13 protein-coding genes and 1 pseudogene are annotated in these 13520 nt (G+C 48.2%); all 14 read right to left on the reverse strand.

The genetic code is table 11. From position 1 onward, the window contains the following. Positions 1 to 15: 15 nt before the first annotated feature. Positions 16 to 360 carry a hypothetical protein gene (locus tag NNL38_RS08805; protein ID WP_255387685.1) on the reverse strand — a complete coding sequence of 115 codons (345 nt, stop codon included), beginning with the start codon at positions 358 to 360 and terminating at the stop codon, positions 16 to 18. A 51-nt stretch (positions 361 to 411) separates the two neighbouring features. Then, on the reverse strand, positions 412 to 768 hold the full coding sequence (gene tnpB, locus NNL38_RS08810) for an IS66 family insertion sequence element accessory protein TnpB (protein ID WP_255387686.1): 357 nt from the start codon (positions 766 to 768) through the stop codon (positions 412 to 414). Continuing rightward, entirely contained in the window at positions 765 to 1058 is a 294-nt protein-coding gene (gene tnpA / locus NNL38_RS08815; RefSeq protein WP_255387687.1) for an IS66 family insertion sequence element accessory protein TnpA, read from the reverse strand. The genes tnpB and tnpA overlap by 4 nt, the downstream gene beginning before the upstream one ends. Before the next feature lie 81 nt (positions 1059 to 1139). Next, positions 1140 to 1522 (reverse strand): annotated as a pseudogene (locus NNL38_RS08820) (transposase); the annotation flags it as partial. 231 nt (positions 1523 to 1753) lie between these two features. After that, positions 1754 to 2362, reverse strand: a complete 609-nt coding sequence (locus NNL38_RS08825) for a DUF4303 domain-containing protein (protein WP_255387688.1) — start codon at positions 2360 to 2362, stop codon at positions 1754 to 1756. A gap of 29 nt (positions 2363 to 2391) precedes the next feature. Continuing rightward, positions 2392 to 3435, reverse strand: coding sequence for a hypothetical protein (locus tag NNL38_RS08830; protein ID WP_255387689.1), 1044 nt, complete (start codon positions 3433 to 3435; stop codon positions 2392 to 2394). A 24-nt stretch (positions 3436 to 3459) separates the two neighbouring features. Then, positions 3460 to 3690, reverse strand: coding sequence for an RHS repeat-associated core domain-containing protein (locus tag NNL38_RS08835; protein ID WP_255387690.1), 231 nt, complete (start codon positions 3688 to 3690; stop codon positions 3460 to 3462). Between the two features lie 60 nt (positions 3691 to 3750). Continuing rightward, on the reverse strand, positions 3751 to 4248 hold the full coding sequence (locus tag NNL38_RS08840; RefSeq protein ID WP_255387691.1) for a hypothetical protein: 498 nt from the start codon (positions 4246 to 4248) through the stop codon (positions 3751 to 3753). Between the two features lie 156 nt (positions 4249 to 4404). After that, the gene (locus NNL38_RS08845; protein WP_255387692.1) at positions 4405 to 5205 is read right to left on the reverse strand and encodes a PoNe immunity protein domain-containing protein; all 801 of its coding nucleotides are present in this window, start codon (positions 5203 to 5205) and stop codon (positions 4405 to 4407) included. Beyond that, entirely contained in the window at positions 5205 to 5957 is a 753-nt protein-coding gene (locus tag NNL38_RS08850; RefSeq protein WP_255387693.1) for a PoNe immunity protein domain-containing protein, read from the reverse strand. The genes NNL38_RS08845 and NNL38_RS08850 overlap by 1 nt, the downstream gene beginning before the upstream one ends. Further along, entirely contained in the window at positions 5957 to 10336 is a 4380-nt protein-coding gene (locus NNL38_RS08855) for an RHS repeat-associated core domain-containing protein (RefSeq protein ID WP_255387694.1), read from the reverse strand. Before NNL38_RS08855 ends, NNL38_RS08850 begins: the two co-directional genes overlap by 1 nt. Positions 10337 to 10349: 13 nt before the next feature. Continuing rightward, a complete protein-coding gene (locus tag NNL38_RS08860; RefSeq protein WP_255387695.1) occupies positions 10350 to 11285 on the reverse strand; it encodes a hypothetical protein in 936 nt (311 codons plus the stop codon). A 10-nt stretch (positions 11286 to 11295) separates the two neighbouring features. Next, the gene (locus NNL38_RS08865) at positions 11296 to 11583 is read right to left on the reverse strand and encodes a PAAR domain-containing protein (protein WP_255387696.1); all 288 of its coding nucleotides are present in this window, start codon (positions 11581 to 11583) and stop codon (positions 11296 to 11298) included. Between the two features lie 32 nt (positions 11584 to 11615). Beyond that, positions 11616 to 13502, reverse strand: coding sequence for a type VI secretion system tip protein TssI/VgrG (gene tssI / locus NNL38_RS08870; protein WP_255387697.1), 1887 nt, complete (start codon positions 13500 to 13502; stop codon positions 11616 to 11618). Positions 13503 to 13520 lie beyond the last annotated feature (18 nt).

The following is a 13520-nucleotide window of genomic DNA, read 5'->3' on the forward strand; positions in this document are numbered from 1 at the left end:
CTAATTGCGCAGGACTTACTGGCTCACCAAATGAATCGTTTCTCCAGCTACCTCCATGTCAACGCTTAAAGTGTTCATGGGCTTGAGGCCCCGCTTGCGGGTGTAGGTGACGGTTTCCATTTCCGGCTCGTCATCGAATGGTCCGGTGTCGGCCAGGGTTTCCGCTTCGTTGAACAGGCAGCCCTGGGCCGGGAACTTCTCGCTTTGCGGCAGGTAGCGCTTGGCCTGGGCCAGCCGGAACTGCTCCCACATTTCGGCAATGCGGGATTCGTATTGTTGGCTGACATTTTGAACCAGGTCACCGATGTAGGCCTGGATTTCCGGGGTGATGCCCGAGGGCTTTTCAAGTTCCTTTTGCATAATAAAAGTGTAGTAAAAACAGCAGCTTTTACCACGTTTTCTTGCACTTTCTTATGACATTTTCAGTCCATTCACGGACTGGTTCGCCACGGCATTTTGCCAGTTCAGCCCATCCAGCAGCCACCGCAGTTGCCTGGCCGTAATTTCCATCGCGACCGTATCTCCCGAGTGCATCGGCCATTGGAACTTGCCGCTTTCCAGGCGGCGATAATGAAGCCAGAAGCCGTTAGTGTCCCACTGCAGGATTTTCAGCTTGTCCCGGCGGCAGTTGCAGAACACGAACCAGTGCGGCCCGACCGGGTCGAGCGCCAGCACATCTTCGACCAGCAGGCCTAAGGTGTTGATGGACTTGCGCATGTCGGTGCTCCCGGTGGCCAGGCAGACATGGCCGGTCGGTGCGGGGATCATGGCAGGTACTTCATGACTTGCGGCAGCAGTGCCATAGCAGAGGCGTCATGGACGGAGATCCGGTAGCCGCCGGGCGTTTCAACCACCAAAGCCATCGGCGATGAGGGCACCGAAACAGGCACAATGACACTGTCGGGTTCGGATGATATTGCCGTGAGCTTTTTCTGCCAGTAATAGAACTGTGATTGGGCAATTTGGTGAAGATCGCACCAGGCGGCAATGGTGAGTTCGCTGTCTTTCTGGTGCTGCAGGCGCTCCTGCCAGAGTTGCATCTTGTCTTCGCGGGTCATGATATCGCTCCGATAGTGAAGGAGCTATATCAATATCAGGTCATCGTGGTGATCTGAATGTGGGGAGAAATGGCCGCTTACATACATTTCTTTGAAAGTGGCGACAATTTCGCGTGTCGTCATCCCCTTGGCGTACAGGCTTAAAATCTTGTCATCCATTGACTGAAAGCGGGTTTGATGCTTTTTAACGAGCTTGGGTTCAAAGCTGGCGTGACGGTCACGTGGCGTATCGATTGAGACCTGGCCGTCATCAGTAATGAGCGTTTTGCTGGAGTAGCCATTACGACAGTTTGCCGACGTGTGTTCAGCGTTTTTTCATAACCAAGGTGCTCGTCTAATTCAGCATTGAGCGCAGTTTCAACGGTCACCTTGGTTAGCATTTGGCGAAAGTCGTTGAGGTCACTTTCCGTCTTGATGGACTTCGCTGCTTCACGAGCAAGCGCTTCGAGTTGTTTTTTATCCATGAGCCTATCCTTAGCCATTACTGGCTTTAATAATAGGCAATTACACGAAGTTATTTACAGTCTCAGCCATTACAATGATGGGTTGACTCCGAATAAGCCAACGAAGATTCTGGCTTGCCTGTTAAATTATGGTCAACTTTTGTTGGCCACTACAACTTATACTGATACAGAACTACGAACACCCTCGCAATATCCTGGCACTAAGCCGAGCTTAAGATACATTCCTTCTGACTAAAGATTACTTCGTATCAGATTACAGCTTTGCAGTACTTTTCTATGCCATTCATCCGAATTTAATTTTCGAGAGGATTGCTCAATCAATTCAACTGAGTGTTGATCGGGATCACCAAACTGGATTCCAGTCAATATATCACCTTCAAAAACTTCACTATCAAAACACCCAGACTCCTTTAAGACAGAGAAGCTTTTAACTACCGCATCTAAAAAAAAGTTGCTTATGAATGTCCAAAGGCCAGCGTCATCCAAATCATCTAAATCAACGTCGTCCAGTTCCTCATCATAAAAGATTTCATACAACCTATTAATGAAGTTGTCCACTTCATAAAAAAATTCATAGTGCTCGTTGATATGGTCCCACTCTGCTGAATTCACTTCTCCGTACCAAGCTGGTTCGCTTGGATTAGATACTCGCGAGTTTCGCAATTGAAGCCAGTTTCTCGTACATAATGCAGCTCCCATATTACGACACCCAGAACTGCAATAAATCACATACGAAAAAACAACCTGATCAGCTAATTCGATCTTCGTCTGTTCAATATGCTTTTTGCATGCATCGACGATCTTATTAACTAATTCATTTTTTAGAACTGAACTATTCATTATTTTCTTGCCTTTGCAATCTCTGCCCATTATTGTAAGACATTAATAATTTCATCTCTATCACCACGAACTGGAGCTAACAATTCCAAAAGCTGACCTTGGGGTATAGCGCCATGCTGGCCGGTAATATTAGGTGCCCAAGTTAAATTTTCACGATTTAGCAATGGGTTAATTCCAACCTCTTCCAAAATACTTCTATTCTCTATTGCCGCGGGACTACTACTCCCTTTCTCCACCAAATGGTGGGCGTGACTAGGCTGACCAGGATATTGCGTGCCAGAGATCTCCTCATAATACCTCTTCCAATCGCCTTTCCATAAATTTTCACCACGCTTTAATGAGCCTTGATAAACTGCCTCCTGGATTTGAGCTTGTGTCAATCCTTCATCGACTAAGCTTTGTTTCCACTTATTAAATCCCCTAGCAGATCTGAATCCTGCAAATTCATCAACTAACCCTTCGAATCGCGCAACGTTAATACCATCAGGAATATGAATTTTATTTGAAACACCAGCAATTGTAGCCTTAGTGTTAGAACTTACCACATTCCCCGACTCAGTCAAAACATCATCAACGCCTTTCGTAACATCAGAGAGCTCGGGTTTAGCATCAACAACTCTTTCAATCTTAATCGGAAGCCCATTCGAATGAAACTGCCCCGGCGGTGCCTTATTGGGGACGACTTTCAACCCTTTGGCTGATTTCAGCACTGAACTACCACCGACCAATGTTGCGGCGATCTCTACCGATTTATGCGTCAACGTTGCGGCTAATGGCGACCCTGTCGCATCAAGCACACTATCCCCTGCCGCACTCATCGTTTGCTCATATGCATTAACGTATTCAGCTAAATCCTCGGTAATCATTTGAGCACCAGTAGAGCCCGGTATATAGCTATAGTTGGCTTGAATTTTCTCAATTAATGCAGCAGAACTCGAAAGGTCGCCCCCAAGGGCTAAATCAACAATACCGGCTAGGCCAGCAAAAGAGCTGACAGCCGTATTTACAGCACCAGCCAAAAGCACTTCTGCAGTTCCCACTGCATAATTTCCAGTCACTTCTGGCAAGGACATTGACTTACCGAGAGTTTCCCCCTCCTAACAACTTAACCCCAGCGGATCAACATACTGGATGGGGTTCGGGGCGTACTGGTACGGATTGATGCCGCCCAGCAGGCCGATGGGGTCCTGGTGGATGAAGCGCCCTGCATCCGGGCCGTAGTCGCGAAAACGGTTGTAGTTCAGCCCGGTTTCCGGATCATGATACTGGCCCTGGAAGCGGTGGGGATTCGGAATGTCATCAATGATGACATTTGCATCACCGTTCACCTGATATTCCACCTGCCACACCACCCGACCTTGCGGGTCGGTTAAGCTCAGCGGGGTACCCTAATGATCCAGGTGGTAGCTGTACACCTGCCCTTGGCGGCACATCGCAATCAGATTGAACGTCCCCGGCTCATAGAGGTACCAGGTAAAATCGCCATTGCGGTACTCTCCGATCAGTTGATTGCCATCCCACAGAAAGTCGGTTCGGCCCTCCTCGCTGATCTTGGCGGTGCGGCGTCCCAGCGCGTCATACAGAAACTGGCAGTATTTACCGCCCGTCTTGACACTCACCAGCTGGTTTAGACCGTTGAACTGACGCTGCTCGTACCCTGCGTCACTCTGTACGCGATCCTGGTTCCCGTATTTGTCATACCGGTAAAGGTGGGTCTCCGTGCGCAGCAGACGGTCATCTTCAACCTCCACGCTATCATCCGCCGGGTTCCCAAACCCGTCAAAACACGGGGACTGCTCACCTGCCGGGGTTTTGGCAAAAACCAGTTTGTTGGCGTGCTTTAAACGCCCCAGCTCGTCATAAGTAAAGTAGTTGCTGATGGTCAATTGGCCGCACGAGCTCCACGTCTCAGCCCGCTTCTGGCGGATTGGATGGTCGGCTTTTTATGACAATATCCGATTCATTTGCGCAAAACGATAAGTACCGAAAAAGGCAAGATGACGCTGCCTTTTCCGGTTGATAGACTGATATGACTGAGACGGCTAACCGGCGCTTAAAGCCAAATCTTTTGGATAGTGAGGATGAGTCTTCAACAACTTGTCATCTATATTCAGCAGGTTCGCCACCAACAGGGCCTCAAAGCACCAGTAACCCGTGTAATAGTCGGTGTAGACAAATTCGCAGTCACACAGATGACTTTCATACCAGTCGGTATCCGCATTATTGGCATACCAGCTTTCTAAAAATGTCCGAACAAGCGCCGGTCGTTGCTCCGGCGCTGCATCAAAGGCATCGTAGAGGGGCTGGTAACGCTCAGGATACAACAGCCCTGCCCCGGAGTCACGGCGGCTATCGCCCAGGGATATAGCGACCCGGTCAAGTAAGGCGTCTCGGCCAGAGTTATTGATGAGGTCCAGCGCCGCTGCGATGTGGGAGCTGTCCACCTGACACGCGACTAAGAGCGATAGCCACCATAGCGCATAAATGTAACGGTTCACATTGTCTGAGCCGTCAGCCTTCGCCTGCAGACCAAATTGTTCAAACGGACGGCGGTAAACCTGATGTTCATCCGGCAATGCGTCGGCTTTATCCTTTAACTGACGGCGCAGTGGCAAGATGCTTTCGACGACAGGCTTTAACTGTGCTCTGGTAGCCCCGGCAGAGTAATGAGCGACTGCACGCATGATGGCCAGCTGGTATAGCTGCTGCGCAGCATCCACCTGCTCCGCCGGCAAGGGAAATTCATCCTCGTCCAACGCCTGCTGCGTTTCCTCAATGGCTTCGTCCAGATCCGTTAATAATTCAGAAAAATAGTCATGTGGACGTCTTGTATCGCGCAACATTACGACTCCTTGTAATGTACTAAGTCAACAGGATAGTATGGGTGATCACTGAAACTGCTGTCGTCAATGTCATAGAGTTTCACCACTAATGCCGCTTCCCAGCACCAATAGCCATCGTAAGCATCAGTATCCATCAAATGGTAGTCCGGACGACCAATCAAATCATACCAAGCATCGAGGTAGGCCTTCATCAGCTCTGGTCGCTGTGCCGGCTCAGCATCAATCACTTGGTACAACGGCTTGAAACGCTTAGGATATAGCAGTTTGCCGCCTATCGGGCGCTCTGTATCGCCAAGCTTGACCGCAATGCTGTCAAACAAGATATCCAGTCCCTTGTTCCCTGTTAGGTCCAGCATTTTCCGATAGTAGGAGTCCCCCATTCCCACACAATAAGCAAACGCAAACCATTTCAAAAATTGCTCCATGTAATCTTCTCGAAGCTCTTCTCTACCAACCCGCTTTGACTGCTCATCTTCTGACAATGCATCAGCATAGTGTTTCTGCCATTCACGATATTCTAAGGTTAAACATAAATCCTCCCGCATTGCCGCAATATCATCACCACGTGAATAGCGTGCATGCATTAGCTCAAGTAAATTATTTACTATTCTAAAAGCATGTAGCATTTTTCGATAAGGCGGCAATTTTTCCTTACTTTTTAGCCCATTTCTACGATCATCAATCCACTCAAGTCGAAACTCTACACTTTCATCAAAGTAGGCTTTATCTTTTAACGTATCTCTTATCACCACTAGTTCACCTCCACATCCAAATCCAACACATTACTTGATACATGCGCGTCCGAATTTAACCGCTTGACCACCATAGTGCCATCAGGCTTATTACGAATTAAATATTTATCAACACTACCATCATCATCTTCAATCCCGTCAAGTATCTGTTGAATATCTTTCCGGCTCATACCTACTTTCTTTAATCTAGATTCAGTAACCCAATCATCACTCATCTGCTTGCCATCTTTGGTTTTACCCAAACGCGCTTTATTATATTTCGCTTCAGTGATGACAAAATCCGGCGGCGGATTCGGGTGACGGTAAATCCCGTCAATACCATTAGACCCGGGCTTATAAACACCATCAGTCTTACCTAGTGGTGTAAACCCATTCTCCATCATCAATGCATGGGCATTATATTCGCCGACAGCTGCTTTTTTATGGTTCAACGCATTGAACTCTGGGAAGTCATCCAGCGTCTTACGGTCAGCAACATCTGTTCTTCTAATAGCATCCGTAACATCAGGTTTTAAATCAACATTTGAGAAAGCTTTCTTACCCGGAGCCAGGGATGAAACGTATCCCCCAACCAAATACCCAGCCTGCTTAAAGTTATCATCATTCCAATACTGAGAAAACTGGTTATAGTCGCTCTCTAAGCTGTTGAAAAGTCGGTTTGTTTTATCACTTATCCTTGCTCGGGAGCCTGTACTGAAGGAGGTGCCCAGCCAATAGTCTGCGGGCTCAAGTAGCCCATAGTCAACCGGGTAAAATATCGTATCCGCAGCCAGATAGAGTGTGTCGTAAGCACCTGACAAGAGTGCATCGACTGCTTTGCCTGGGTTTTGTAACGCAAACTCCGTAGTTTCCTGAAGAGGTTTGAAAATGCCTTGTAAGGCACCTCCGATAAAATAGGCGCCACTTAAAAGAGCCCCCTCTTCCTTACAACTCAGCCCCAGCGGATCAACATACTGGATGGGGTTCGGGGCGTACTGGTACGGATTGATGCCGCCTAGCAGGCCGATGGGATCCTGGTGGATAAAGCGCCCTGCATCCGGGTCGTAGTAGCGAAAACGGTTGTAGTGCAGCCCGGTTTCCGGATCATGATACTGGCCCTGAAAGCGGTGGGGGTTCGGAATGTCATCAATGATGACATTTGCATCACCGTTCACCTGATATTCCGCCTGCCACACCACCCGACCTTGCGGGTCGGTTAAGCTCAGCGGGGTACCCAAATGATCCAGGTGGTAGCAGTACACCTGCCCTTGGCGGCACATCGCAATCAGATTGAACGTCCCCGGCTCATAGAGGTACCAGGTAAAATCGCCATTGCGGTGCTCACCGATCAGTTGATTGCCATCCCACAGAAAGTCGGTTCGACCCTCCTCGCTGATCTTGGCGCTGCGGCGTCCCAGCGCGTCGTACAGAAACTGGCAGTATTTACCGCCCGTCTTGACACTCACCAGCTGGTTTAGACCGTTGAACTGACGCTGCTCGTACCCTGCGTCACTCTGTACGCGATCCTGGTTCCCGTATTTGTCATATCGGTAAAGGTGGGTCTCCGTGCGCAGCAGACGGTCATCTTCAACCTCCACGCTATCATCTGCCGGGTTCCCAAACCCGTCAAAACGCGGGGACTGCTCACCTGCCGGGGTTTTGGCAAAAACCAGTTGATTCAGGTCATCATATTCAAAGTGTGCGTCGCCGCGCTCATCATCTTTTATCCCGACCAGTTGTTGCCCCGAATTATAGACATAATGCCGTGTCACCACATCCCGATCGGCACGATGCAGGGAGTGCCGGACTAGCTTGCCTTGCGCATCAAACGCTTGCTGGACATCAACCCCGTTGGCGTACTGGCGAGCGACCTCTCTGTCGCACACGTCAAATTGCCGGGCAACGATGGTTTCCCCTTGCCACACGACAGCTGACAACTGGCCCGACTCAGCATAACGGTAACTCACCTGACTGCCGTCAGGAAGCCGGGTGCCGGCTCGCCTGCCGGTTGCATCAAAGGAGTGCGTGATCTGCCAGTGATCCTGCCAGACGGCACTAACCTGATCATTATCGTGGTACTCGAACGTGACTTTTCTGTGGGCGTTGTTGGCATGCTTTAAACGCCCCAGTTCGTCATAAGTAAAGTAGTTGCTGAAGGTCGATTGGCCGCACGTGCTGCGTTGCTCCACCACCCGGCCGGCGTCATCTCGCCTGAAGCAGACAAATCGTTCGGCCTGCTCGGCGACCGACACCAGTTGACCGTCGCCGTTATAGGTATAGTCCTGAACACGACCATCAAATCCGACAGTCTGTATGACGCATTCTTCACTATCGTACACAAACCGGTAAACCGCCCCGTCACTGCGCTGTATGGCCGTGAGGTTGCGCTCTTTGTCATATTCCAGTTTCAGCCCGCTTCCGTCGGGTTGAATCACTTCACACGGCTGGGACAACCCCTGATAGACAAAGTGTGTTTTTCTTCCCAGCGGGTCTTGCATGCTTTGCAAGCGGCCGGCCCAGTCATAGTCAAATTGGTGGGTGAATACGCTTTCTGGCTCGGCCTGATGATATTCACTCACTTGGGTGACAACACCCGCACGCGAGTAAACATACGCTTTCACCCAGCCATCTTGATTGATAACACCGTTCAACTCGCCCAATGAGTTATAGCTGTAACGTGTCAGGGCGCTATTGCGCTGCTGGGCAACTAGTTTTCCCTGCTGATCCCACCAGTTTTTAATCACCACTCCCCGGGAGCTGGCCATTTCAACAACTCTGCCTTTTCTGTCGTATTGATAATGAATAGACAGCCCGCCCGGGTGACACTCCGAACGAAGTCGGCCAAGGCTATTGAAATCGTAAAATGACGAACGCCCGGCGCGATCCGTGATACGATCCACCAATCCCAAGGCGTTATATGAGTATGAGATTACACCTTTATCGGGTGAGACCAGCTGTATTAACTGTCCCAGATGATTATATCGGTACTCAGTTTTAGCGCCGGTCGGGGTAATTTCAGCCACTTTACGTTGCTGTGCGTCATAGAAAATCTGCCACGTATGGCCAAGTGGGGACACCTTTTTTACCAGACGACCATACTCATTATGGAAAAATTGCCATTGGTTCCCGAGGCTGTCTGTACTGATGGAGAGATTTTGTTCACTGTCATATTCAAACCGATAGTGGTAGTAACCATCATCGCCCCACTGCTCTTTACACCGAGCGTTTGAACCAACCCTTTCCCAGGAGAAATAGTGACTAAACCCGGACGGGCGGATACGCTGGATCAGTAAATGATCCTGATAACGATAGGTTTCGACTTCTTGTTGCCGGTTGCTGGCTTCACATAAATTCCCCTGCTCATCATAATGGTAGTGAGCTAAGGTAGTTGACAAGCCATCAGCATGGGCAGGGATCTGAACCTGTGTAAGAAGCCCTGCGGCATCATAAAACAATTCAAGTTGAAGTCCGCTGCTGGCCGAAATGAAAGCAAGCTGACCCTTACCGGAATAGCGCAAGTCATAGCTGCTGAAGGAATCAAAACTGAGCCTGGACAGCATCCACCCGCTGTCGGCCAGGATAAACCTAAGTTGACGCCCATCGCTTAGCGTGAGTGAAATGAGGTCGGCACGCTCGTACCATAGGCATGCCCCCGCGGAAATGTGATAGCTGACGGCACCGGGCATAACCTTTTCAAAATCGAGTACCTGGCCCATATCGTCAGTGAAGCGCCAGCCGTTTATTTCGGGAGCGGCTTCAGTTAATTCATAATGAAAATTACTGCGCCAGCCATAACCCAACCCAACATTGGTCTGGCTCAATGACGAACGGTATGTACGCTGCCAGACTAACGGAGAGGACCCGGCCAGAGAAATGTCCTCCAGCGTAAGTATTTCTTCGCCGGTCGACATCGAGACCGGATCACCACTGTACTCCATCTCATCAACCGAAGCAGAGGCCGGCGTATGATTCAGCTGACTAACCGGCTCCGGCTTATTTTGATCACGGCTGACTTTGGGTTTTGGTGCCGGTGCAGGTGGACGAGGAGGCTGAGATGGCTCACCCTGGTGTACAATCACCGGTAAGACTTCAGGCAGTTCATAGACGAACAACTGTTTTGCGATAATAGCCTGAGCCAAACTTTCAAGTACACCACTTAAACTCGCTCCGCCGAGGCTTCTGGCTCGTACTTCTGCACCGAAATCTATCATCCCAAGCACAGCAAAAAGATCTGCGCCTGGTTTAGGCTTCATACGGGAAAATTTATTCAGATGAACACGAACGAGCTGAATCGTCGCAAAAGAGAGCGGTAACGACTTCGCATCATCAAGCTTCGCCGACGTAAAAATATACACTTTTCCATCATTGGCCTTTAGTTGCACCTGCATCGAGCCATCCATGTGAAACCTCTACTTATTGATGCCAACTGTACAGAGCCACAGCACGGTATAGTTGTTCAGATGACTCGAGCTGCAAGGTAAATCCGTCATGTATCTCACGCTGGTAACTCTCATAAATACGGAAAAGGTTATAAAGGCCGGAGCAAGCGCCCAGCTCCCCCACAGTCGCCCCAGACATCACCACCTGAGTATTGGCATCAACATGCGGATGGAGCGAGCTGTATACATTCGCCCACTCGGCTGCGCCTGATTCGTGATCGGTATAGGGTACATAGAGTTGCCGGACCGTTTCGCCACTTTGCCGTTTAAAGCGATGAAACAGGGACTCCACAGCTACAGAAGGCTGCTTGTCACGGGTTTGTGCTTCAACACTGTGCCATTGGCAATTTAATCCTGTTTCAGAGCGATACAGTTTCGTCAATAAAACACTTTCATTCGCAATGAGAGCGTTACTCGAGCCACCTGGGCTATCCAATCCCCTGAAACGAGGATCGCTATCAACGGCTAAAACCCAGATAGACCCGTGCTCTCTGAGTAGCGCAATGATTTTATTCCACGCAAGAATGAGAGCACTGCGGCCATAGGGAAATAAGAAGCATTGCGAGTGAGTTTTAAGATCGACAATCACCTCACAAAGCTGAGAAAATAATTCTCGATATAAATCATCATGATTATATATCGTCTGGTGACTTTCCGGCTGTGGCAGAAGCAAGATAACAGGGGCCGACTTCCATGGAATATCAGCGCCAGAAAGTGCTTGCGATAAAATAAATTTAATTCTTAGCGGTAGCGCCTCACCTTGATGCGACTCAAAGCTGTTCGCTAAGATCTGTGTGTTATCGTGTGTATCGATGAAGTTCGGAGTGGCCCTTTCTTTATCAGACAACCCCAGTATCGTCTCGTAATTTCGGTTCTCTCCTAAGCAGGCCAAAACAGGTTCAACTTTCACGAACAAAACCTTAACCTATTAACACGGTAGGGTTACCATTAACCACTTTGCCACCATGGCGGGTTGATTCACCTTGCCGTGCAGCAGGCTTACCATTGATCAATACACTACCGGAGCCAGCAGAAATTGAGTCTGGCGGCCCGATACAAATCACCATATCGCCTTCTCTGGCTGCCGGAACACCGCCAATCAGGACGTTTCCTGAGCCGGCAGCAATTGGACCACCAACATGAGGAACTTTTGCGGTTGTTTTGGGGCAAACATGAAAACATCCAATTGTTGCAGCAGGTAAACCCATAACTATCATTCCAATCGACTTGTAAAAAAGCATTAATTAAGGTTTATCATCCCAGCTTTAAGCGCAATTTTGCTGCCATTTACTTTGATGTTAGTACCTTTAATATCAATACTACCATCACTGGACAGTTTGATAGATGCACCACCACATTTGATGACCATCTCACCCCCCACATCAATTTCAAGTTTATTACTCACTTTCTCAGACTTATTGTTACCGACCTTTTCAGTTTTATTATTTCCAACCTCTTCATTTCTATCGTTATCAACCTTACTCGAATAATTATTTTTAACCTGAGATAAACGGTCGTTCTCAACAAGAACACTCTGATTGTTTTTTATAGTCTCTGATGCATCATTTTCAACAAAGACTTGATAGTTCTTCTCGGCATGAAGATAGAAAAGTTCATTATCTTTTTTATCATCAAACCGGATCTCATTGAAGTTGCTCCCGCCGCCCTCTTTCGTGGAGCGTGTTTTGATTCCGCTGACTGATTTCTCCGCTGGAAGAGAGTACGGCGGAAGATTATTCCCGTTATAAAGGGCACCAGTAATGATCGGCTGATCAGGATCGCCATCTAAAAACTCCACAAGAACCTCTTGACCGACTCTCGGGAAAAATGAGGCCCCCCAACCGTTTCCAGCCCACGACTGCGCCACTCTTATCCAACAAGAACTGGTATTATCTGCAACACCTTCACGATCCCAATGAAAGAGAACTTTTACACGGCCATACTTATCGATATGAATCTCATCCTGCTTTTCACCAGTGACACAGGCAGTTTGAACCCCGTAAACTCGCGGTTTTGAGGTAATAGGCTTTGGCCGGTATAAAGTTTCTTTCGGTACACAGGAAAACTGGTTATGTACACTTTGGTGGGAAGCTTTTGATGAACCTGTCTGACTGGCAATTGCGATTTCCAGGTAAACATGTGTAATAAGAAAACTCTTACCTTCAAGGCGCTTATCTTCGTGCGATTTAAAAGTAAAATATTGCCCGGCACTAAATGTTCGACAATTACTGGCACCGGAAGACAGTTCCGTATCTCTTTGCAGTGCTTCAAGCATCAGCGCGCTCTGATCCTGGATTCTGTCATTCAATTCAGAGCCCGCTTGATAATGGAAAACCTCAGTCGCAGATTGCTGCTTAGACAATGACGTCTCGGCTTGGGAGCCTGATGGCTTAGCCCCTGGCTTAATGAAGTCATAGCCCTTCTTGGCAACTTTACCTGGTGAGACCTCAAGGCCCCCGATCCAACGGTGAATATGTGCTTCAGTCAGGCTCCCTGTACTGAAAGCAACGGATGATTCAACACAGGGCTTATAGCAGGTTACATCATCACAAAGAACCATGGTATGGCTGGATAAAGAATGCGTGAAATAATAGAAAATACCTTCTTCTTCAAGTAATCGGTGCACAAAATCAAAGTCAGTTTCATGATATTGAACTTTGTATTCATACTTAGCGTAGCTTCTCTTCAAGTCCACTTTGATATTAACATTGTGTACTGACAATACGCTCTTTACGATATCTTCAACATTTAAATTCTGATAGATTTTACAATTTGTACGCTGATAGGAAAAATCCAGAGAGGGACAGACATCAATGACATAGTCTTGATATTTATCACCTTCCGCACTGGCCGCGACACGGCTGCCATTTGATCGTAAAGAAGAAACATAACCGTGAAGGTACTTTTCTGATACGCTATCACCACTATGATAAAGAACAGTGAAAGAAACCGGCTTACCAATTAAGTCCTTAGAATTAATTAACACACCATTTGTGTATACATACGCATGAATAGAAAATGGAACTGATATCCCTTCATGAAGCTCCATCTTTGTCAGGTGAAGTACATCTTTACCCAACGGAGTATCAATACGGATAATATTATTTTCTTGTGTCGATGTCTTCATTTCTATCCAAACCTAAAA

Origin of the sequence: Photobacterium atrarenae (assembly GCF_024380015.1) — a bacterium.
Taxonomy (GTDB): Bacteria; Pseudomonadota; Gammaproteobacteria; order Enterobacterales; family Vibrionaceae; genus Photobacterium; species Photobacterium atrarenae.

Coding starts and splice junctions, on each gene's coding strand:
- tnpA (WP_255387687.1), bottom strand. CDS start 1,058: ATGACCCGCGAAGACAAGATGCAACTCTGGCAGGAGCGCCTGCAGCAC.
- NNL38_RS08865 (WP_255387696.1), bottom strand. CDS start 11,583: ATGGGTTTACCTGCTGCAACAATTGGATGTTTTCATGTTTGCCCCAAA.
- NNL38_RS08830 (WP_255387689.1), bottom strand. CDS start 3,435: ATGTCCTTGCCAGAAGTGACTGGAAATTATGCAGTGGGAACTGCAGAA.
- NNL38_RS08855 (WP_255387694.1), bottom strand. CDS start 10,336: ATGGATGGCTCGATGCAGGTGCAACTAAAGGCCAATGATGGAAAAGTG.
- tnpB (WP_255387686.1), bottom strand. CDS start 768: ATGATCCCCGCACCGACCGGCCATGTCTGCCTGGCCACCGGGAGCACC.
- NNL38_RS08845 (WP_255387692.1), bottom strand. CDS start 5,205: ATGTTGCGCGATACAAGACGTCCACATGACTATTTTTCTGAATTATTA.
- tssI (WP_255387697.1), bottom strand. CDS start 13,502: ATGAAGACATCGACACAAGAAAATAATATTATCCGTATTGATACTCCG.
- NNL38_RS08805 (WP_255387685.1), bottom strand. CDS start 360: ATGCAAAAGGAACTTGAAAAGCCCTCGGGCATCACCCCGGAAATCCAG.
- NNL38_RS08825 (WP_255387688.1), bottom strand. CDS start 2,362: ATGAATAGTTCAGTTCTAAAAAATGAATTAGTTAATAAGATCGTCGAT.